The sequence below is a fragment of the Paenibacillus sp. FSL H3-0286 genome, assembly GCF_045040705.1.
Lineage (GTDB): Bacteria > Bacillota > Bacilli > Paenibacillales > Paenibacillaceae > Paenibacillus_AQ > Paenibacillus_AQ odorifer.
The window spans coordinates 2589608-2607161 of the sequence record NZ_CP150285.1; the positions used below are offsets into that span (position 1 = coordinate 2589608).

Here is a 17554-nt window from a genome sequence, read left to right on the forward strand (position 1 = left end):
AGAGGAGTGCCTCATGAAGACATACATTTATATGGTTAGACATGCAGTGTCACCTTTTGTATTAGGGAATGAGCGGGAACGGGGATTATCCGAAAAAGGACACGCAGACGCTTATAGAATCAAAGAGCTTTTGACGGAGGAGGAAATTACATATTTTGTATCCAGCCCATATAGACGAGCCGTAGAGACAATTAAATATTTGGCAGAAGCTTCGAACCAAGAGATTGAACTGTATGAAGAACTCAGAGAACGAGCAATCGGAAGTGTCGAGATTGAAATCAGTGAAGATGATTTTCTGCGGGGCATTCGGACATCGTTCAGCGACAAGCAATATAAAATGCCGGATGGAGAGAGTACCCAGGGAGCACAAGAGCGTGCAATTCCTGTCATCAAGCAATTAATTCAACAGCATAAAGGCGGCAAAATCGCATTAGGTACGCATGGGAATATCATGACCATTATCCTGAACTACTTCGATAAGAAGTATGGATATGAGTTCTTTGAACAGACGTCCAAGCCGGATATTTATAAGCTGGAATTTGAAGAATTGGAGCTTACCCATGTGGAGCGGCTGTGGGACTCCGAAGTGCTGAACAGATGAAATATTTTATAAAGCTGAATGCACTAAGCGTACTTTATGCCTTTATGTTGTTTGTTGTAATAGAGCTGCCATTGAATATTTATCGAATCAGCAGAATTTCCGGCTTGGAGCTGGGAAAAGTAGATACCTTGCTGTTTATCTTCAAGCTTGTTTTATTTTTATTATCTTCTATAGTATTTATTTGGCTTACAAAAAAATATTTGAGCGGAAAAAAATCCATGTATTTCACTACGATCCTATGGTTTCCCTATTTGATTCTATTCATTAGTTTATTCGCAACCTGGTTCCCAATCACAGAACCTGCAGATAAACCTGCACCGGTAACAGGACTGATCATAATAGGAGCCATGATTATTTATCCGTTTTATATCGCAATGATTAGTATTATCGCAAGCATCAATTTTAAGTCAGAAGCTGGATAGAGGTTGGAAATGAGGATCAATGATCTGAAAGAAAGAATTTTTTATATTTGTATCTGCCTCGTTGTTATTGTATTGGGGTTAAGCACTAGAGTATTCACGGATCAGCTGCCTTTGTTTGTATCTAGACATTTCGGAGATGCGCTTTGGGGCAGTATGGTTTATTTTATGTTTCGGGTTCTACTGGTAAATCAAAAGCTAAGGCTCGCCTTTGTATGGAGTTTGGTGTTTAGCTTCGGCATAGAATTTAGCCAGCTGTATCAAGCGGAGTGGATCAACAGCATCCGTTCTACAGTATTGGGTGGTCTAATTCTCGGAAAAGGATTCCTGTGGATCGACCTTGTTAGATATTTAGTGGGCATTGCCCTTTGTTATGGATTGGATCAATACTTTCACCAAAAGGTGCACCGAAATAATAAATAGTGTTTATTGGAGAGGAACCTTTAAATGGTAAATAGTTTGATTGTGGTATGCTTGCTTACGATGATTATTCACACGGCAGAAACCTTATCGTATTCGGTACGATACGCCGGAGTGAAGCTGAACAAGATAGCCATTGCGTTATCTCTCACAGGCATTATTGTTCTCGTCTCAAGAACTGCAAATATGATCCAAGCTCCACTGACGGCTAAATTCGTAGATTATGCCAAAATACATTCCGATTTTCCACTTCTTAATTACTTGAGAATTATATTATTGGCTTCTTCATTAGGGACTTTAATTGCCATTGCTGTGTTCCCTACCTTTGTAGGCTTGTTTGGGAGAATCATCTCTAAGCTTGAAATCGAAGGTTCTATCCCAAAACTGCTTACCAGTGTGACGATCGGGCAACTAAAGAACACCAGAAAATACATAAGAAAACCAAAAGTGAATCTATATAACTTCAGATACCTGGGGATTCCTAAACGTTTTATTGTGATGAATGTTTTTGTGACAGCCTTTTACACCGTAGGTGTCATATCATCTTTGTACGCTGCTCATCTAATGCCTCAATATAGCACGACTGCTTCTCAAGCTTCCGGACTGATTAACGGTATGGCGACTATTCTGCTGACCATATTTATCGACCCACAGCTTGGTCTTATTACCCATAAGGCTACTGAAAATGTAGAATACCGTGATCAGCTAGGAAAAATATATGTGGTATTGATGGGTTCACGATTTGTAGGCACTATATTTGCTCAGCTCCTAATTGTGCCTGCAGCCCAATTAATTAGTATGTTAGTGAAGCTGATTTGAGCCGGTGGGGGCGAATCATAATCATTAGGGAAGTTTAGATTCTGCTGCTCGTAGTGCTAGCGAAGTCTTCTGTTCCCAGCTGTAAATATTCTGCTGCATGGAATGAATTCGTTTCATTTGCTCATAGGATGATTTCAATTCTGTGGCGGCTCTAACTGCATCTCCTTGCTTAACAGCTGCTTTATATTGTTTGTCAGCTTCCGCGCGTACTTTCTGCGTGGCAGCGAGATTCTTACTCTCGGCAGTTATTTGTTTCTTTAAAGCAGTGATGGGTGCCAACGCATCTTTGACGGGTTTAAGCTTAGCAGCGGTTTGCTTGCGAGCGGCTGCCAAAGCGGTTGTCTTTGTCTTAATTTCGGCTCGGGCGAGGGTTACAGCAGCCTTTAGTTTATTACGCTTCAGGTCCAGCAATGTGACTGTTTTCAAGTCTTTAGCTTTCTTGGCTGCGGTAGACTGTTTACTGAGTGTGCTGTATTGTTCCAGAAGGGGAGCATGTTTCTTCTGAACTGAGCTAGCTTCTGAAGATAAGCGGCTTAACAGTGCTTGATCTGTTGACTGTATGACGGTACGAATAGATTTCAGAGCGTCATTATTCTGTTTGCGTAACTTCTGAATTTTTGAGTTATCTGTCTTGAGGGTGGCTTGAAGCGCGGTATAATTACCATGAAGACTGTTAATGTCATCCAGCGCGGAATCCCAGCCAGTAGCAGCAGACACAAGTGTGAGGTTACAGGTTAAGAAAGCTGCTACCAGCACTACTTGAGCCATCCATTTTAAATCCCTAATTCTGAAAATGTTCGTTCTACATCTGACGGTGTTTTTTGGCTTAAACATTCCTCTCAGCTCCTTAATGGATTAGTTAATATACGCAAAAAAGCACCTCCAAGATAGGCATTGACGCCTGTCTTGCGAGGTGCTTCTCCCGCACAGAAATATAAAGATGCTCTTACTATAACTTGAAATTAATGGATAGTCAATGAATAATAGAACATTTGTTTGCTTATTTTTATAATTGTGAAATACAAAGGGGAGTAAATATGAGTTCACATCTAGAGTATGGGCACGATCGAGTGGCTCTGATTACCGGAACCTCCAGTGGATTTGGACTGCTGACAGCGCTCAAATTAGCTGGACAGGGGTTTAAGGTGATAGCAACCATGCGTGATTTAAGCCGTAAAGGCGAGCTGGTGCTGCAGGCAGAGCAGGCAGGGATTTTAAAGCAGCTTCATTTAATGACCATGGATGTAACTGACAGCGATTCTATAGAGACAGCAATATCTTCAGTACACGAAACATTTGGAAGAATTGATGTTCTAGTCAATAATGCAGGTTTTGCCATTGGCGGTTTCATAGAAGAAATATCTATGGAGGAATGGCGGCGGCAAATGGAGACGAACTTTTTTGGATTAGTGGCTGTGACAACAGCTGTGCTGCCCATTATGCGAGAACAGCAGAGCGGCACGATTATTAATGTGGGAAGTGTAAGTGGATTATCCGGATTTCCAGGTTATGCGCCTTATGCAGCTTCTAAATTTGCTGTTGAAGGCTTCAGCGAAAGCCTGCGTCATGAAATGTCCCCTTATGGAATAAGGGTGGTATTAATTGAACCGGGCTCCTTCCGTACACCGATATGGGGAAAAGGCATGGAGCAAATTCGACGTAAGGAGGATTCTCCGTATAAAGCGCGTCTTGACGCTGTGCTACGATATTCCAAACATACTGCTGAGACAGCGCCTGACCCTAGTCAAGTGGCTAATCTTATCGGTCGTATTACCGAAATGAAAGCACCACGGCTACGTTATCCTATCGGCAAAGGTACGCGAATCTTAATTTTAGGCAAAACGCTGCTTCCATGGAAGTGGCTGGAGAGAATTATTGCGAAAGAATTGAGGTGATAGGATGGAGTCATCCATAAATTTAACAATCATTAAACTAATAGGTTATGTGTCCAGTTTGATGACCGTTTTTTTATGGCTAATTTTTATATTCATCAATCCTTATGCTGAGATTACGAATCGCTCCACTCTTGTGATTAGTATAATCATGTTGTTATTACCGGCGGGGTTATTAGCAATAGGTGTCTTTTTAAACAGAAGTCGGCTAATGCTGCTTGCATTTATCTGGAGTTTTCCCTACAGTTTATATATGTTATTAACACCCGGAATCTTTAGGTTGTTCGGGATTACGAGTCTAATGTATTTACTTTGTTTTGTGTTATTTAGAATGAACAAGATTAGATATTGAACAAGGATAGAGGTGTGCCGATGCTAGAATCGTCCGGAATCCATATCTGCTTCAACGCAGATGGCCGTGAAATAGAAATCCTCGATGTTACTCCATTTGGCAAAGATAAATTTCGAATTGAAGAGACACCGATTTTTAATCCGGCTGTTACAATGGGAGATATTATACAGGTGAAGGAAGAAAATGGAGTCTATTATTACCAAGAGACTGTTCAGAAATCTCCTTTCAAAAGATACGCTTGGCTGCTTAGTAAAGAAGCTGTTGATTCAACGGCCATTGCAGCTTTTAAACATAGAATTATAGAGAATGAAGGCAAATGTGAGTTGATCTTTGGCGGTTTGTTCGTCATTCATATTCCTAAGAATACTTCAATTGATGTTGATGGGGAAATGAATCGAATTATTGAGCGGTTCGAGATTTAAATACTAAGGAAAAAATGCTGCGTCATGAAATGCAAGGAAACTTGCACATGATGACCGCAGCATGGAGAATAGAAGAAACGCTTTTTATTTTAATTCTTCCATAAATGTCTTAAAATTTTCGGCGATTTCTTTTGATTTGGTATGGTGCAGATAATGTCCTGCATCAAGTTTTACCAATTTTCCTTGTACGGAATTTTTGACTTGCTCTTCATGCAATGATATCCAATCTTTTAAGAGAGTATCATCCCCTTGAACAAAGAGCAAAAGGGGGAGATCCTTTGGAAAAGTTGAATTTAGAGCCCCTTTATAATTAGAAGACATATGTTCCACTTCATTTAAGTTAGTGTAATTATAAGTGTTTCTAAGCGTAAGCAATCTCAATTGTTCTTTAGTTTCATCATCAAACGGCAATTCAGCATAGGGATTTCCACTTGATTTAAATAACAATCTGCCCAAGCCTGATTCTCTAAGTAGTTTTAATTTTCCTGTTGGTATTTTAACACCTATTCTGTCTTCCGTTGCAATACTATTATCAATCCCGACAAATGCACTCACTTCGTTTGGATATTTGTTCACATAATTCAAACTGTACATACCGGAAATAGAGTGTGCCATTAGAATATAACGGTCAATATTAAGCTGCTTTACAGCTTCATGAATTTCACTCACAATGTTTTCTGTGGTTCGCTCTTTTTCAGTTCTATCACTTAATCCATAACCGAAAGGCTCAATCACGACAACTTTGTAAAATGGAGATAGTTCATCTATTAACAGCTTAAAATCAAGTCCCGGTGCCACCGTTCCATAACCAGGTAAGAGCACGACTGTCTCTTCACCCTTTCCTTGAATCAAAACGTTCATATTTTTACCATCGACGCTTACAGACTGACCATAGGGTTTTATTTTAGCTTGGTCCGATTTATTGAGGAAAATATTAGCGACAAAAACAGTCACTAGAAAAAGTACTATTGCAGTAGCTAAAGCCCCTAAGGAAATAAGTATAATTTTCAGCGGTTTATTCATCCTTTTTTTTATAACCTCTTCTTCTGGTTTCAATCGCATCTTCTCCTGTTCTAATCGCTTTATTCTAGCTACCTTAATGAGTTGCTAAAGAAAGCTTACCCGATGAAGATGAACTATACATGACGACAATATGAACTGAATATGAACCAGCTAAAAAAGTTTGACTCTATAATATGAATGTGAGGTGAGCAATAATGTTGAAATTTATGAAGCAATGGTTGCCGAGTATTGTGATCGCAGTGGTTATTTCTTTGTTTGTTAGAACCTATGTTGCTGAAGCCATGAGAGTTCCAACGGGCTCTATGATCCCAACGATTCAAATCAATGATCGCTTAATTGTTGAGAAAATGTTATGGATGACCACACTGGAGCATGGAGATATTGTTGTATTTACGCCACCTGTAGCTGGTGATGAGAATAAAAGATATGTAAAAAGGCTAATGGGGCTGCCTGGAGATACCTTGGAAATTAAAGATGGCGCACTTTACCGAAACGGAGCGAAGGTTAACGAACCTTACCTCAATGAACAGATGGATTACACTTTTGGACCGGTTACGGTACCCGCCGATCATTATTTTTTTCTCGGAGATAACCGGAATATAAGCTATGATGCTCATCTGTGGGATACTCCATTTGTGTCGAAGGATAAGCTGATTGGGAAAGTGATCGCTGAATTTAGCAATCCCTTTTAGGTAGTGTGTAAGACGGATAAATGTAAGGCTTAATCTCTAAAAATAGATTTAGGGGTGCTGAAGTCGCGGGGGTCTTTTGAACTAACCGAGTGCTTTAATGAGTCTTTAACCATATTGTTACTTTGGAAGAATTTAGCTATCCTTAAGGTAAAATATACCTACATATAGTAAGGGGTGCTGAATTTTGAAAGCTCATGTCACAGATCTCAAACATGGCGATTGTCTAATCACAGATACATTCAATAGTGTTGGCCTACACGTGCTTCCGAAGGGGACAGTGGTCTACGGAGAAGAAATCACCATCCTGATGAGGCATCAGATTGATTATGTCGATATTGAACCACGCATGATGGTGCTGGATAATGAAGAAATGAATGTGACACAAGGGATAGATGGTAATTTTGATCAAGCCATCCAAAACTATGAATCTATATTTCTGGAAGCACTCAGCAAGGGTAGCTTTACGCAGTCGGATGTTGATAATACGCTGCAGCCATTGCTGGAGAAATTGGATGAACAAAAGGATGTCGTTTCTTTATTATTGCTGCTGGAACGTGATGATATCAGTACATACAATCATTCATTGCAGGTCGGACTGTTATCGTTTTACATAGCGACTTGGTTAGGTCATACAAAAGCCGAAAGATTTGAGATTAGTAGAGCCGGTTATTTGCACGATATCGGAAAAAGCCAGATTGCTCCACATATCTTAAATAAGACGGATAACTTAACTCCCGAAGAATCAGAAGAACTAAAACGTCATACTACGTATGGATACGATATTATCCTTAAATCGATGAATGACGAAAAGACCGCACTAGTGGCGCTTCAGCATCATGAATTCGAGGATGGTACAGGTTATCCTAACAATCTCCGTAAACAGGACTTGCATCCGTATACGCAGATTGTTGCTGTCGCAAATACTTATGTAGGCATGACCTTAGGAAGAGCGAATCAACCAAAACAAGGCCTGATTAACGTTCTGCGCAAGGTACATGAGCTTGGATTTGGCAAGCTGAATGGAAATGCGGTACAAGCTCTGATCGGACATTTATTGCCGAATTTTGTGGGTAAGAGCGTTCAGCTTAGCAATGGTGAGCAAGGTACGATTATTATGAATAATCCGTTGGATATTTTCAAACCTCTGGTAAAAATAAATGAGACTACGTTTAGAGACTTATCTAAAGAGCGTAATTTGACTGTTGAAGAAGTATTTATTTAACGAATATTTTTGTGGCGATAAATAGGAGGCTATCTCCCTGATCCGTAAAATCAGGGGATAGCTTTTTTGTGTTATAATCGAAATTGGGTTAAAAACCCTTCAATATGGAATAGGAGAGTGCTTATCGTGATTATCAAATTCATTCGTTTACGTTAATTTGAGGTGCAATTCAATGATGACATCATCCATTTTTTTGAAAATGTATTGAGTCTTATTTAACTGTGCATTCATTGATAAAATTCGAATGAAATGAGGAATGAACAATGAGCGAAAAAATAGTAAAAGTAAACGGAATTGATATATGTTCGGAAAGTTTTGGAAATCCTAGCAATCCTGCGATATTGCTGATTATGGGTGCCACCTGTTCTATGGTTTATTGGGATGAAGAGTTCTGTCAGCGATTAGCAGATACCGGACGTTACGTTATTCGTTATGATAACCGGGATGTTGGACGTTCCGTTGTTTATGAGCCTGGGAGTTCCAATTATACCGTGATGGACATGGCAAATGATGCTGCTGGGTTACTAGACGCCTATAATATAGAACAGGCAAATATCGTTGGAATGTCCTTAGGCGGAATGATTGCGCAAGTCCTTGCTACACGTCATCCGCAAAAAGTTCTAACCTTAACCTTGATCGCATCAAGTTTTTTCGAATCTGACGATAATGATCGGAACTTGCCTCCTATGGATGAGCGGATCCTCGCATTCCATGCAAATGGAGCAACACTGGATTGGTCTAATGAGGAAGAGGTAGCCAATTATTTGGTTTCAGGTTCCGGCATACTCTGTGGTTCAAAACATAAATTCGATGAGAAAAGAGCGTATAAACAAGTAAGGCTGGAAATAAAACGTGCCAACAACTTGCTTAGCATGTTTAATCATTCTCTTCTTACAGGGGATGACGGCTACGAGGGCAAGGCAAAAAATATCATGGTTCCTACCTTGGTTATCCACGGCACAGAAGACACGGTGCTTCCTATAGAGCATGGTTTGGCGCTTGCGGCGGAAATTCCTAATGCGTCGCTTCTAACCCTGGAAGGAACGGGCCACGAAGTCCACCCGGATGATTGGGAAACAATAATCAAAGCCATTTCGAATCATACTTTAGGCGGTAAAGCTTAACAGGGCTTAAAGAGTAAAATAAAGAAGGGCTACAATTCGGTCTTGCCGATTGTAGTCCTATTTTTTCTAGGATTACTTCGTCCCTAGGAATTAAATCGCTTCACTAATTTTTCTTTATGTGCAGTAAAAGCTTCTTCTAAAGTGATGCCATATAAGTCAGCTAACAATGCGATATTTCCGAGAACATCCCCGATTTCCTCAATCAAGTCGTTTTTCAGTTGCTCTGGAGTACGAGTCGATTCATCCGGTCGATCTCTGCCGATTTCATAGGAGCGTACAGCTCGAGCGACTTCACCTGTCTCTTCCATTAAGAATCCGACTCTTATAAAAGGACCATAAGTAGTCCAGCCTCGTTCTCCATAAAAATGATTAATCCATTTCTGCACATCGTTAATTTCCATATTATGTAGCACTCCTTAATCTTTCACATGATTTATACTCCAACATATAGTATATTAGATAGCGGACATTATCAATATATAGTTTGGAGATGAGATTTTGAAATCAATATGTGTTTTCGCAGGATCGAATTTAGGGGTGCATGAGGATTATAAAGCTAAAGCTGTTGAACTTGGTAACTACATGGCTATGCATAATTATCGTTTAATTTACGGTGGTTCAAAAATCGGATTAATGGGTGAGGTCGCTAATGCTGTTTTGAATGGTGGAGGCGAGGTAATCGGGGTAATGCCTAGAGGATTATTTAATGGGGAAATGGTACATAGAGAGTTAACGCAGTTGATAGAGGTAGAGGATATGCATGGCCGTAAAGCAAAAATGGGAGAGCTGGCAGATGGCTTTATTGCTTTACCTGGAGGGTTTGGAACGTATGAGGAGCTCTTTGAGGTTTTGTGCTGGTCACAAATTGGCATACACAAGAAGCCGGTAGGGGTTCTAAATATCAGGAATTATTTTGATCCTCTGATGAATCTGATACATAACAGTATCCAAGAAGGCTTCTCTAATTCTTCGCATCTCAGTCTGCTAAACGTATCCAACGAGCCGTTGGAACTCTTAACTCTATTGAAGGAGTATGTTCCGCAAACGCTTGAGCAAAAGTGGAAACAGCTCAACTGAATAATGAACTATTAGTTTAATGATCGGGTACTCGGGTACACTGTGATCTGGACGTAAACCAACCGAAATCAGGCATTAGTTTCTCTATGACCTTTACCGCTCGGACTCAGCTGACCTTATTTCTCCATTTCGAATGTTTTAGGCGAGCTATCGGACTATATTGCAGCTATTTACTCATAACCACACGGATTCTACACTGTTACATGGTAATAAGAGCTATACGGTCCGATACTTCTGTAAAAATGACCCAAAAGCTCAAATAGCTGCAATACGGTCCGTAACATATTGAGGGTCTTTGGCTAGTTTGGTTATTTGGGTTACTTTAGTTTCTTGGGCATCATGGGTTTGGTTCTTAGGTTTATCTCCGTTTGAGCAGGGTTTCGGACTCCAGTGACGTTATTTCTTATGAAGAGGTTCATATTTTGTGTTTTTTTTGCCAATAGCGATTATGGAGTCCGATAGCATCCCGATTATGGGATTATACTGTGTATAAGGTCAACTGGGTCCTATAGCGACTTCGCAAGCGGATTCACGGCGCAAAAGGTACGTAATCAAACGAAGTGTAGGTTTGGATTATGGCTACATTACCGCTGAATTTGAAATTCACTAGTGGATTGGCTATGATAAATATAGAGAAACGCTACAAGAGGAGAAATGAGATAATGACCCCCGAGAATCAAATCGAACAATTTAAGAAGCTTAAGCACGATATCACTCGTTTCATGTTAATTTATAAATTTGCATTGGATGAGATGGAAACGAAGATTGAGATCCTAAAACAGGAGTTTCAGTCTCTGCATGATTACAGCCCAATTGAACATACCAAATCGCGTATTAAGTCTCCAGAAAGTATCATGAACAAGATGCTGCGCAAAAATGGTGAATTATCGCTGGATTCAGTGAAAAATTGTATTAAAGACATCGCTGGTCTGCGGATCACCTGTTCTTTTATCTCTGATATCTATCATGTTAGTGAGATGCTTCAGAAGCAGGATGATCTAACGGTCCTTGAGGTAAAGGATTATATTAAGAACCCTAAACCTAACGGATATCAGAGTCTTCACTTGCTGATTCAAGTCCCTGTTTTTATGTCCGATCGCCAGGAGCTTGTCTGTGTAGAAGTTCAAATTCGTACCATTGCTATGGATTTCTGGGCAAGCCTCGAACATAAAATCTTTTATAAATATAATAAATCAGTACCTGAGAGTATGACTCGTGAACTGAAAAATGCGGCGGATGCCGCTCATGCCCTTGATCTGCAAATGGAGCGTCTGCACCGGGATATAAAGGAAATTAAAGACGATGATGAAGATGATCTTAGCTCCTTCGAGGAAGAGCTTCGCCGTATAGTGGTTCATAATAAGCAGTTCACACTTCCAGCTAACTTTATTAAATTGCTTGACGACAAATAAGCTGTTTTGTCCGCCTAGAGTTATCCGTTTCCTTTCGGGTGACTCTAGGTTTTTTTCTTGTATACATCATTGCCATAGATAACTAGAATAGAGTATTCTCAACTAGAAGAGAATGGTTACTTTAGCTTCATCATTTTTACATAAAAGGAGAATGAAGATGAGCGAGCGTACACTTCGCACCATTACTGTGAATCAAATCGGATATCCGCTGGATGGACAAAAGATCGCAGTATTTACAGGTACTGAGCATGATTTTCAGGTAGTTGATGTTGATAGTGGGACTATTGTGTTCAAAGGTAGTTCAGATGCTGGAAGATTTGATAAAGCCAGTGGAGTAACTTTGCACACAGGTGATTTCTCGGAAGTCAATACTGAGGGAAGATATCGGATTGAGCAGAGCGAGGGTGTAGCTTCGGCATCCTTTACAATCTCAGATCAGCCTTATCATGAGCTTCAACAGGGCTTGCTGAAAGCTTTCTATTATTATCGCTGTGGCGTTGAGTTGACTGAAGAATATGCTGGAGATTGGAAGCACAAGGCGTGCCATACTGCAAAAGGGATTGTATATGGGCAACCGGATCTTCAACTAGACTGTTCGGGTGGCTGGCATGATGCAGGTGATTATGGAAAATATAGCGGTCCCGGTGCGAAAGCTATCGCGGATATGCTGCTTGCCTATGAATTATATCCCTCGGCTTTTGTAAGCGCTATCCCATTGCCTGAAAGTGATGGATCTACGCCAGATGTGCTGCTGGAATGCAGGGTGGAGCTCGATTGGTTGTTTAAAATGCAAGACTCCGCAACAGGTGGTGTATACCATAAATTGACTACGTTAAGCTTTCCTGGTCTGGATGTTATGCCTGAGGACGATACAGCAGACCTGTACTTCTCACCAATATCTGCTACTGCAACTGGGGATTTTGCTGGTGTTATGGCTATGGCTGCAAGAGTGTACGAGCCTTTTGATGCTGCTTTTGCGCATAAATGTCTGGATGCTGCGGGGGCAGCATGGGAATGGGTTGTACAGCATCCAGATGTACCCGGTTTTACGAATCCGCCTGAGATTAGCACTGGAGAATACGGGGATGGAGTCGATAAGGACGAGCGGTATTGGGCAGCGGCGGAGCTGTATCGTACGACAGGGAAAGAGGAATATCATCAAGCTGTTCTGCAGCTAGTGCAGCTTGCTTTTCCAAAATACAGTTTAGGCTGGGGTGATATGGGGGGCTATGGCACTATTGCTTATCTGTTAAATGGTGAGGAGCAAGCAGACCGTGCTTTATATGCCTCGTTAAAAGAAGGGCTTGTTGCTGAGGCACAACGATTAGCGGAACAGAGTCGTGAGGAGGGCTATAGGATCTCCTTAAAAGAGGAGGACTATATCTGGGGCAGCAATATGCTAGTAATGAACAATGCAATGCTGCTGCTGGCGGCTGAATATTTTAGTGGAGACTCCGGTTTTGCGGACTGTGCCTTAGATCATCTACATTATCTGATAGGGCGTAACGTTCTGGATATCAGCTATGTTACCGGGTTTGGGGATCATGCCGTGATGAATCCGCATCATCGCCCTTCTGTAGGTGACCATGTGGCTGATCCGGTGCCGGGATTGGTGTCAGGGGGGCCAGATCGTGGGCTGCATGATGAATATGTAGTTGAGCATTTACAAGGAAAACCAGCTGCGCAGTGCTTTGTCGATCATGAGCTTAGCTATTCTACGAATGAAGTGACGATCTATTGGAATTCACCTGCGGTGTTTGTTGTGGCCCGTTTTAATCAATAAAATGCAATAGTTCGAATAGGGAAAGACGTCCTGAAACTGGATGTCTTTCTCTTTTTTATAGCTGAAATGCTATAATACTAGACGGTATGCTATTTTAGCGGATGGTATTAGGAGGTAGGGGATTGAGTAGTATTTTTGAGATTCAGAGACTTGCAAAACTTAACTGGAAAAGTAACGAGCAAACTTCGAAATATCTTTTCTCGGAGATCTCCGCAGACATAGCTGAATCGGACCGCATCGCATTGATTGGTGCCTCTGGCCAAGGGAAAAGTACACTCCTTAGAATCCTGGCTCTCTTGGATGCTCCGGATGAGGGAGATATGTTGGTAAAGGGGACTTCATATAAAAGTATGGATGCGAGATTATGGAGGATGAAAATAGGGTTTGTAGCACAACAAGCGGTCATGCTGTCTGGCAGTGTGGAGGATAATTTAAGAACTGTCAGCAGACTGCATGACAAACCTTATGATCTTAAACTAGTGCAGCGACTAATTGGGCAATTGGGGCTGGAGCATTTGGATTTAAGCAAAAAAGCGGCAGATTGTTCGGGTGGTGAAAAGCAGCGGATTTCTTTAATTCGATCCTTGCTGCTCCGACCTACGGTATTATTGCTCGATGAAATCACCGCTTCGCTCGATGTTAACAGCACTCAAATGGTTGAGAAGCTACTAGAGGATTGGCATAAGGAAGAAGGCACTTCGATGATTTGGGTCACTCATGATCTTAGGCAGGCGAGCAGAATAAGCACAACTACATGGTTTATGGGAAAAGGCAGGTTGGAACAGCATGTGAGCGAGTCTTTTTTTGCTGAATCTGCGGAAGAATTGGCTAAAAGGTTCGTTTGGCCTTCGGAAGGAGCGTCGTTGTTATGAGTTATACAGCACTAAGTTTCACGCTTCTGTTTGTATTAGGGACAATGTTGGTCTCCGTGTGGCAAAAGCTCGGACTGGAAAAAGATATCATTGTAGGCACAGTGCGGTCGGCCATTCAATTGCTTGCGGTGGGGTATGTGCTGCAATTTATTTTTAAATCGGATCAGGTCATTTATGTAATTGTGATAATACTCTTTATGATCAGTGTAGCCGCATGGAATGCAGCCAAAAGAGGCAAAGGCTTGCGCGGATTAGTCTGGAGAATTGGACTGGCGATTGCTACTATGGAACTGCTCATGATGGGCATTCTGCTCAGCTTACATATCATTGAGGCTACGCCACAATATATCATTCCGATTAGCGGCATGACCATTGGCAGTGCTATGGTGGTTTCAGGGTTGTTCATTAACCATATCAAGCATGAAATTCAGCAGAGCAAAGGGGAGATTGAAACGTTGTTGTCTCTTGGCGCAACGATCCCACAGGCGATCCAGGAAGTTAGAAAAAGATCTGTAAAATTCAGCATGATTCCTACCATCGACGGTATGAAGACGGTTGGGCTTGTTCAACTCCCTGGAATGATGACCGGAATGATCATCGCGGGCGCTGATCCTGTAGTAGCTGTTCGTTATCAGATATTAATTGTGTTCTCGTTCACTGCCTCTGCTGCCATAACGAGTATGCTGCTCAGTGTACTGAGCTACCGACTCTTTTTCACGCCGGATCTAAGGCTCAAGCAAATAGTGGAGCAAGGCTAAGCCTATTTCTCACAAGCGATTCCGTCTTTGTCACGGTCGCTTTTTTTATTGGCATTATAGAGTTCTTTCGATACGTAGGGTTTGTATTTCGTTTTGCCGCCTTTGTTCTTGGTTGAGCTGGAAATGGCAACTCCACCTTTGTAATCTTTGTTTAGCTCCGTGCAGTTTTTGTAGGTTTTGACCTTGGATTCTGCGCTTGCTGTATTCAAGGTAGCGACGGATAGAGTGAGTAGCAGACCTGCTGCTAGACAAATGTTTAAGATTTTTTTCATGGGAACACTCCTATAAAAATTTAATGAAATTGCTGGTTGTGTAGTATCATTGTATTTTATATTACCAGTTTAATTCATTGAGGTATACATTATTGGTGGATTTGGAAACCGTGTACATATTTATGAGTGAAGTGGGGGAATAATTAGATTCAATTCACATGTAGTGAACAGGCTACGAATGAGGTGATTCTAATTAGCAAAATGAAAATGGCGACTGCCCTAATTGCGGGATTGTTGCTTCTGCCGGGTATGGCTATGGGTGCATCAGCTCCCGTTACTATGACTCACGTTAATGGAGAACTGCTATCGGCTATGCCCAAGCCAGCTCCGGAGTCTAGGCGCATTATATTACCTTCTGCAATTCAAGCATCAGAGCTATACGGGTTCGGATTACAGCATCGGAATGCCTCGATTCAATATTCGATCTTCTCTAAAGATTTCAAAAAGATTATGTATCCGCGGTTTGTTGAACTAAACTGGGTGACGGGTGTCTCAAGTCCTTGGATCACGAACTACGAGGTCACTAAAGAAACGATAATTAACAAGAACTCAGAGGTCATAGAAATGCGTCTGGATACTGCGACTTCAAGTGGACCAGCACCTTCTATACTTTTGACAATCTCACTTGTGCAAGAGAAGAATAGCTGGGTGATTACCGGAGTGACATCGGACCCCGAGCTGCCGCGTGGCGGATTGCCTAGGAAGTAGGTTGGTTATGGATAGGAAAAAGAGCAAGCGTAGTAGGGGGGCCCATACGCTTGCTCTTTTTTTGATTCGAAAGCACATCGTTTAGTCCACGTGGTCTGTTTTTCTACAAATGATCAGTGACAATGTCAGCCCAGGGTGGCAATGCCAACTCAGCGTCACAAATCATCAGCTTACGTTGGTGATTATTTAAGAAACCTCGCTTCACAGATCGTTACGGACCGTATTGCAGTTATTTTGGCATTATGGTCGTCCTGGCGAGAGTTTCGGACTGTATGGCTCTTATTCCCGTGAAATCACGCATTATAGGAGTACATTTGGGTGAATAGCTGCATCTGAGTCCGATAGCAAGGCTAAATCGCCGAAATTATGAAAATAAGAGCTCCTCGGTCCGATCACCGCCAAACTCTAGTGTATTTAAAGTCGCAATGTTCAGCTCAGAGTGACAATGCCAGCTCAAAGTGGCAAGGCTATCTCAGAATGACATAGCCCAGCTCAGCGTCAGTAGTCTAGCTTGCTCACAAAGCGCAGCTCGAGCCGCCAGCTCAGCTCACATCGCATAGCCCGGCCCAGCGTCATCAGCCCAACTCGCATCGCATAGCCCAACTCACATCACACAGCTCAGCTCAATCACCAGCTCAGCGCCAAAAACCCCAGCCAAGCCACAACAGCTACCTAGATTATCCAGCTGTTAAGCGACTAATCTCTTCCCGCCTTCACCATTAATTCCGCCAGCATTTTGGGTTCGGTTCGAACGGTGGTCATGTGATCTCCTTTGCCCTCGATGAAGCGGAAGACGCCTAAATGACTGGATTGTGTAGGGTGGAATCCGTATGGACCTTGCGGTATCGCGGTGTCCTCCGTTAGATAAAGGTAACTTTTAGGGATCTGGAGACTGTAAAATTTCTTGAGATCAAGCTTTTCGAAAAGTGGACTTGCTGGCTCAGGAGGAGCTTGTTTATAAAAAGCTTGCGCTTCCGCAAGACTGGCGGTGTTGACGAATGTATCCCGGAAAAGAGGGAAAGGGAGCGTTATGGTGTTATTGCCGGAAGTATCTCTCAGCTGTTCAAAGTACTTCAGCGAATCAGCTGGAAATTGGTCCGCCACACTTTGCCCATCCAGTGGTACGAAGGCGTCGAAGAATACCAGACGTTTGATTCGATCCGGTACCTGCTGAGAGACGGTTTGGATCACCGAACCACCAAAGCTATGTCCGAGCAGAATGATATCCTTTAAGTCTTTTTGCTTGATATAGTCGACAACAGACTGTGTGATTTGCGCATGTGTTACATTATTGTTTTTGTCCCCGCCATGTCCGGCATATTCCGGAGTATAGACGGTGTGCCCTAAGCTGCGAAGTGCGGCGGCCGTTTGATCCCAAAAACCAGCAGTAGCCCAAGACCCATGAACTAGAACGAATGTAAGAGACGCTTGTTTCGCTGCTGTTTTGTTATTGGCGGCCTCAACTGTGGAGCTAAGATTCATAGGCTGGAAACCCATAATTGTAAAGACAGTGATACATAAAGCTAACACTATTTTTGTGCGAATCGATTTCATACTGTGCCTCCTATGTGGGGTGAGAGTGTAATACTTAGAGGATGCCCCGTTTAGAAAAGAAAGATGAATTTTTATCAGGAGTAGTGAATCTCCGCACCTAGGCATAGGCAAACGCATATCTTGTGTTTAGGG

Annotated in this window: 20 protein-coding genes; 15 read left to right on the plus strand and 5 right to left on the minus strand. The window is 42.0% G+C overall.

The genetic code is table 11. The annotated features are described in order from the left end of the window. Window positions 1-13 precede the first annotated feature (13 nt). Genes MHB37_RS11090 through MHB37_RS11105 form a run of 4 tightly spaced genes read left to right on the plus strand, consistent with a single transcriptional unit; the run spans window position 14 to window position 2259 of the window. Window positions 14-601: a histidine phosphatase family protein gene (locus tag MHB37_RS11090; RefSeq protein ID WP_076193848.1), complete on the plus strand. Its 588-nt coding sequence runs from the start codon at window positions 14-16 to the stop codon at window positions 599-601. Then, window positions 598-1023 carry a hypothetical protein gene (locus MHB37_RS11095; protein ID WP_076130341.1) on the plus strand — a complete coding sequence of 142 codons (426 nt, stop codon included), beginning with the start codon at window positions 598-600 and terminating at the stop codon, window positions 1021-1023. The genes MHB37_RS11090 and MHB37_RS11095 overlap by 4 nt, the downstream gene beginning before the upstream one ends. 9 nt (window positions 1024-1032) lie before the next feature. After that, entirely contained in the window at window positions 1033-1443 is a 411-nt protein-coding gene (locus tag MHB37_RS11100) for a DUF2809 domain-containing protein (protein ID WP_076193850.1), read from the plus strand. Window positions 1444-1467: 24 nt separating this feature from the next. After that, entirely contained in the window at window positions 1468-2259 is a 792-nt protein-coding gene (locus MHB37_RS11105; protein ID WP_036689792.1) for a lipid II flippase Amj family protein, read from the plus strand. Window positions 2260-2283: 24 nt separating this feature from the next. On the opposite strand, the gene MHB37_RS11110 is transcribed toward MHB37_RS11105, so the two are convergent. Then, window positions 2284-3093 (minus strand): hypothetical protein, encoded by an 810-nt coding sequence (locus MHB37_RS11110; RefSeq protein WP_143759902.1) that lies wholly within the window; start codon window positions 3091-3093, stop codon window positions 2284-2286. Window positions 3094-3296: 203 nt separating this feature from the next. On the opposite strand from MHB37_RS11110, the gene MHB37_RS11115 reads away from it, so the two are divergent. Together MHB37_RS11115 and MHB37_RS11120 are read left to right on the plus strand one after the other, a co-directional pair. Further along, window positions 3297-4154 carry an SDR family oxidoreductase gene (locus tag MHB37_RS11115; RefSeq protein ID WP_076193852.1) on the plus strand — a complete coding sequence of 286 codons (858 nt, stop codon included), beginning with the start codon at window positions 3297-3299 and terminating at the stop codon, window positions 4152-4154. Between the two features lie 369 nt (window positions 4155-4523). After that, the gene (locus tag MHB37_RS11120) at window positions 4524-4925 is read left to right on the plus strand and encodes a DUF4265 domain-containing protein (RefSeq protein ID WP_076130337.1); all 402 of its coding nucleotides are present in this window, start codon (window positions 4524-4526) and stop codon (window positions 4923-4925) included. Between the two features lie 84 nt (window positions 4926-5009). Here MHB37_RS11120 and MHB37_RS11125 read toward each other — a convergent pair whose 3' ends face one another. Then, window positions 5010-5987 carry an alpha/beta hydrolase gene (locus MHB37_RS11125; protein WP_076193854.1) on the minus strand — a complete coding sequence of 326 codons (978 nt, stop codon included), beginning with the start codon at window positions 5985-5987 and terminating at the stop codon, window positions 5010-5012. A gap of 155 nt (window positions 5988-6142) precedes the next feature. On the opposite strand from MHB37_RS11125, the gene lepB reads away from it, so the two are divergent. From lepB to MHB37_RS11140, 3 genes are all read left to right on the plus strand, one after another. Continuing rightward, window positions 6143-6640: a signal peptidase I gene (lepB, locus tag MHB37_RS11130; protein WP_076130335.1), complete on the plus strand. Its 498-nt coding sequence runs from the start codon at window positions 6143-6145 to the stop codon at window positions 6638-6640. 184 nt (window positions 6641-6824) lie between these two features. Next, window positions 6825-7862, plus strand: a complete 1038-nt coding sequence (locus MHB37_RS11135) for an HD-GYP domain-containing protein (protein ID WP_076193856.1) — start codon at window positions 6825-6827, stop codon at window positions 7860-7862. Window positions 7863-8125: 263 nt separating this feature from the next. Then, complete coding sequence (locus tag MHB37_RS11140) at window positions 8126-8986, plus strand: alpha/beta fold hydrolase (protein WP_076193857.1); 861 nt, start codon at window positions 8126-8128, stop codon at window positions 8984-8986. An 83-nt stretch (window positions 8987-9069) separates the two neighbouring features. Here MHB37_RS11140 and MHB37_RS11145 read toward each other — a convergent pair whose 3' ends face one another. Next, window positions 9070-9387, minus strand: coding sequence for a MazG nucleotide pyrophosphohydrolase domain-containing protein (locus MHB37_RS11145; protein ID WP_076130332.1), 318 nt, complete (start codon window positions 9385-9387; stop codon window positions 9070-9072). Window positions 9388-9484: 97 nt separating this feature from the next. Between MHB37_RS11145 and MHB37_RS11150 the strand changes: the two genes are divergently transcribed. The 5 genes from MHB37_RS11150 (at window position 9485) to MHB37_RS11170 (ending at window position 14888) form a co-directional block, all read left to right on the plus strand. Then, on the plus strand, window positions 9485-10063 hold the full coding sequence (locus tag MHB37_RS11150; RefSeq protein ID WP_076193859.1) for a TIGR00730 family Rossman fold protein: 579 nt from the start codon (window positions 9485-9487) through the stop codon (window positions 10061-10063). Window positions 10064-10725: 662 nt separating this feature from the next. Next, window positions 10726-11475 carry a GTP pyrophosphokinase family protein gene (locus MHB37_RS11155; protein WP_076130330.1) on the plus strand — a complete coding sequence of 250 codons (750 nt, stop codon included), beginning with the start codon at window positions 10726-10728 and terminating at the stop codon, window positions 11473-11475. A gap of 157 nt (window positions 11476-11632) precedes the next feature. Continuing rightward, a complete protein-coding gene (locus MHB37_RS11160) occupies window positions 11633-13258 on the plus strand; it encodes a glycoside hydrolase family 9 protein (RefSeq protein WP_076193861.1) in 1626 nt (541 codons plus the stop codon). A 122-nt stretch (window positions 13259-13380) separates the two neighbouring features. Beyond that, window positions 13381-14130, plus strand: a complete 750-nt coding sequence (locus MHB37_RS11165) for an ATP-binding cassette domain-containing protein (RefSeq protein WP_076193863.1) — start codon at window positions 13381-13383, stop codon at window positions 14128-14130. Then, the gene (locus MHB37_RS11170; RefSeq protein ID WP_076193865.1) at window positions 14127-14888 is read left to right on the plus strand and encodes an ABC transporter permease; all 762 of its coding nucleotides are present in this window, start codon (window positions 14127-14129) and stop codon (window positions 14886-14888) included. Before MHB37_RS11165 ends, MHB37_RS11170 begins: the two co-directional genes overlap by 4 nt. A gap of 2 nt (window positions 14889-14890) precedes the next feature. On the opposite strand, the gene MHB37_RS11175 is transcribed toward MHB37_RS11170, so the two are convergent. Continuing rightward, entirely contained in the window at window positions 14891-15160 is a 270-nt protein-coding gene (locus MHB37_RS11175; protein ID WP_076187014.1) for an excalibur calcium-binding domain-containing protein, read from the minus strand. Window positions 15161-15361: 201 nt separating this feature from the next. On the opposite strand from MHB37_RS11175, the gene MHB37_RS11180 reads away from it, so the two are divergent. Beyond that, complete coding sequence (locus MHB37_RS11180) at window positions 15362-15868, plus strand: hypothetical protein (RefSeq protein ID WP_036689814.1); 507 nt, start codon at window positions 15362-15364, stop codon at window positions 15866-15868. A 696-nt stretch (window positions 15869-16564) separates the two neighbouring features. Here MHB37_RS11180 and MHB37_RS11185 read toward each other — a convergent pair. Continuing rightward, complete coding sequence (locus tag MHB37_RS11185; protein WP_081387925.1) at window positions 16565-17422, minus strand: alpha/beta hydrolase; 858 nt, start codon at window positions 17420-17422, stop codon at window positions 16565-16567. Window positions 17423-17554 lie beyond the last annotated feature (132 nt).

Bases quoted from the DNA above. Each gene is read 5' to 3' on its own strand.
- MHB37_RS11185 (WP_081387925.1), bottom strand. From the start codon at position 17,422: ATGAAATCGATTCGCACAAAAATAGTGTTAGCTTTATGTATCACTGTC.
- MHB37_RS11125 (WP_076193854.1), bottom strand. From the start codon at position 5,987: ATGCGATTGAAACCAGAAGAAGAGGTTATAAAAAAAAGGATGAATAAA.
- MHB37_RS11120 (WP_076130337.1), top strand. From the start codon at position 4,524: ATGCTAGAATCGTCCGGAATCCATATCTGCTTCAACGCAGATGGCCGT.
- MHB37_RS11175 (WP_076187014.1), bottom strand. From the start codon at position 15,160: ATGAAAAAAATCTTAAACATTTGTCTAGCAGCAGGTCTGCTACTCACT.
- MHB37_RS11090 (WP_076193848.1), top strand. From the start codon at position 14: ATGAAGACATACATTTATATGGTTAGACATGCAGTGTCACCTTTTGTA.
- MHB37_RS11160 (WP_076193861.1), top strand. From the start codon at position 11,633: ATGAGCGAGCGTACACTTCGCACCATTACTGTGAATCAAATCGGATAT.
- MHB37_RS11140 (WP_076193857.1), top strand. From the start codon at position 8,126: ATGAGCGAAAAAATAGTAAAAGTAAACGGAATTGATATATGTTCGGAA.
- MHB37_RS11155 (WP_076130330.1), top strand. From the start codon at position 10,726: ATGACCCCCGAGAATCAAATCGAACAATTTAAGAAGCTTAAGCACGAT.
- lepB (WP_076130335.1), top strand. From the start codon at position 6,143: ATGTTGAAATTTATGAAGCAATGGTTGCCGAGTATTGTGATCGCAGTG.
- MHB37_RS11115 (WP_076193852.1), top strand. From the start codon at position 3,297: ATGAGTTCACATCTAGAGTATGGGCACGATCGAGTGGCTCTGATTACC.
- MHB37_RS11105 (WP_036689792.1), top strand. From the start codon at position 1,468: ATGGTAAATAGTTTGATTGTGGTATGCTTGCTTACGATGATTATTCAC.
- MHB37_RS11170 (WP_076193865.1), top strand. From the start codon at position 14,127: ATGAGTTATACAGCACTAAGTTTCACGCTTCTGTTTGTATTAGGGACA.
- MHB37_RS11100 (WP_076193850.1), top strand. From the start codon at position 1,033: ATGAGGATCAATGATCTGAAAGAAAGAATTTTTTATATTTGTATCTGC.
- MHB37_RS11145 (WP_076130332.1), bottom strand. From the start codon at position 9,387: ATGGAAATTAACGATGTGCAGAAATGGATTAATCATTTTTATGGAGAA.
- MHB37_RS11110 (WP_143759902.1), bottom strand. From the start codon at position 3,093: ATGTTTAAGCCAAAAAACACCGTCAGATGTAGAACGAACATTTTCAGA.
- MHB37_RS11095 (WP_076130341.1), top strand. From the start codon at position 598: ATGAAATATTTTATAAAGCTGAATGCACTAAGCGTACTTTATGCCTTT.
- MHB37_RS11180 (WP_036689814.1), top strand. From the start codon at position 15,362: ATGAAAATGGCGACTGCCCTAATTGCGGGATTGTTGCTTCTGCCGGGT.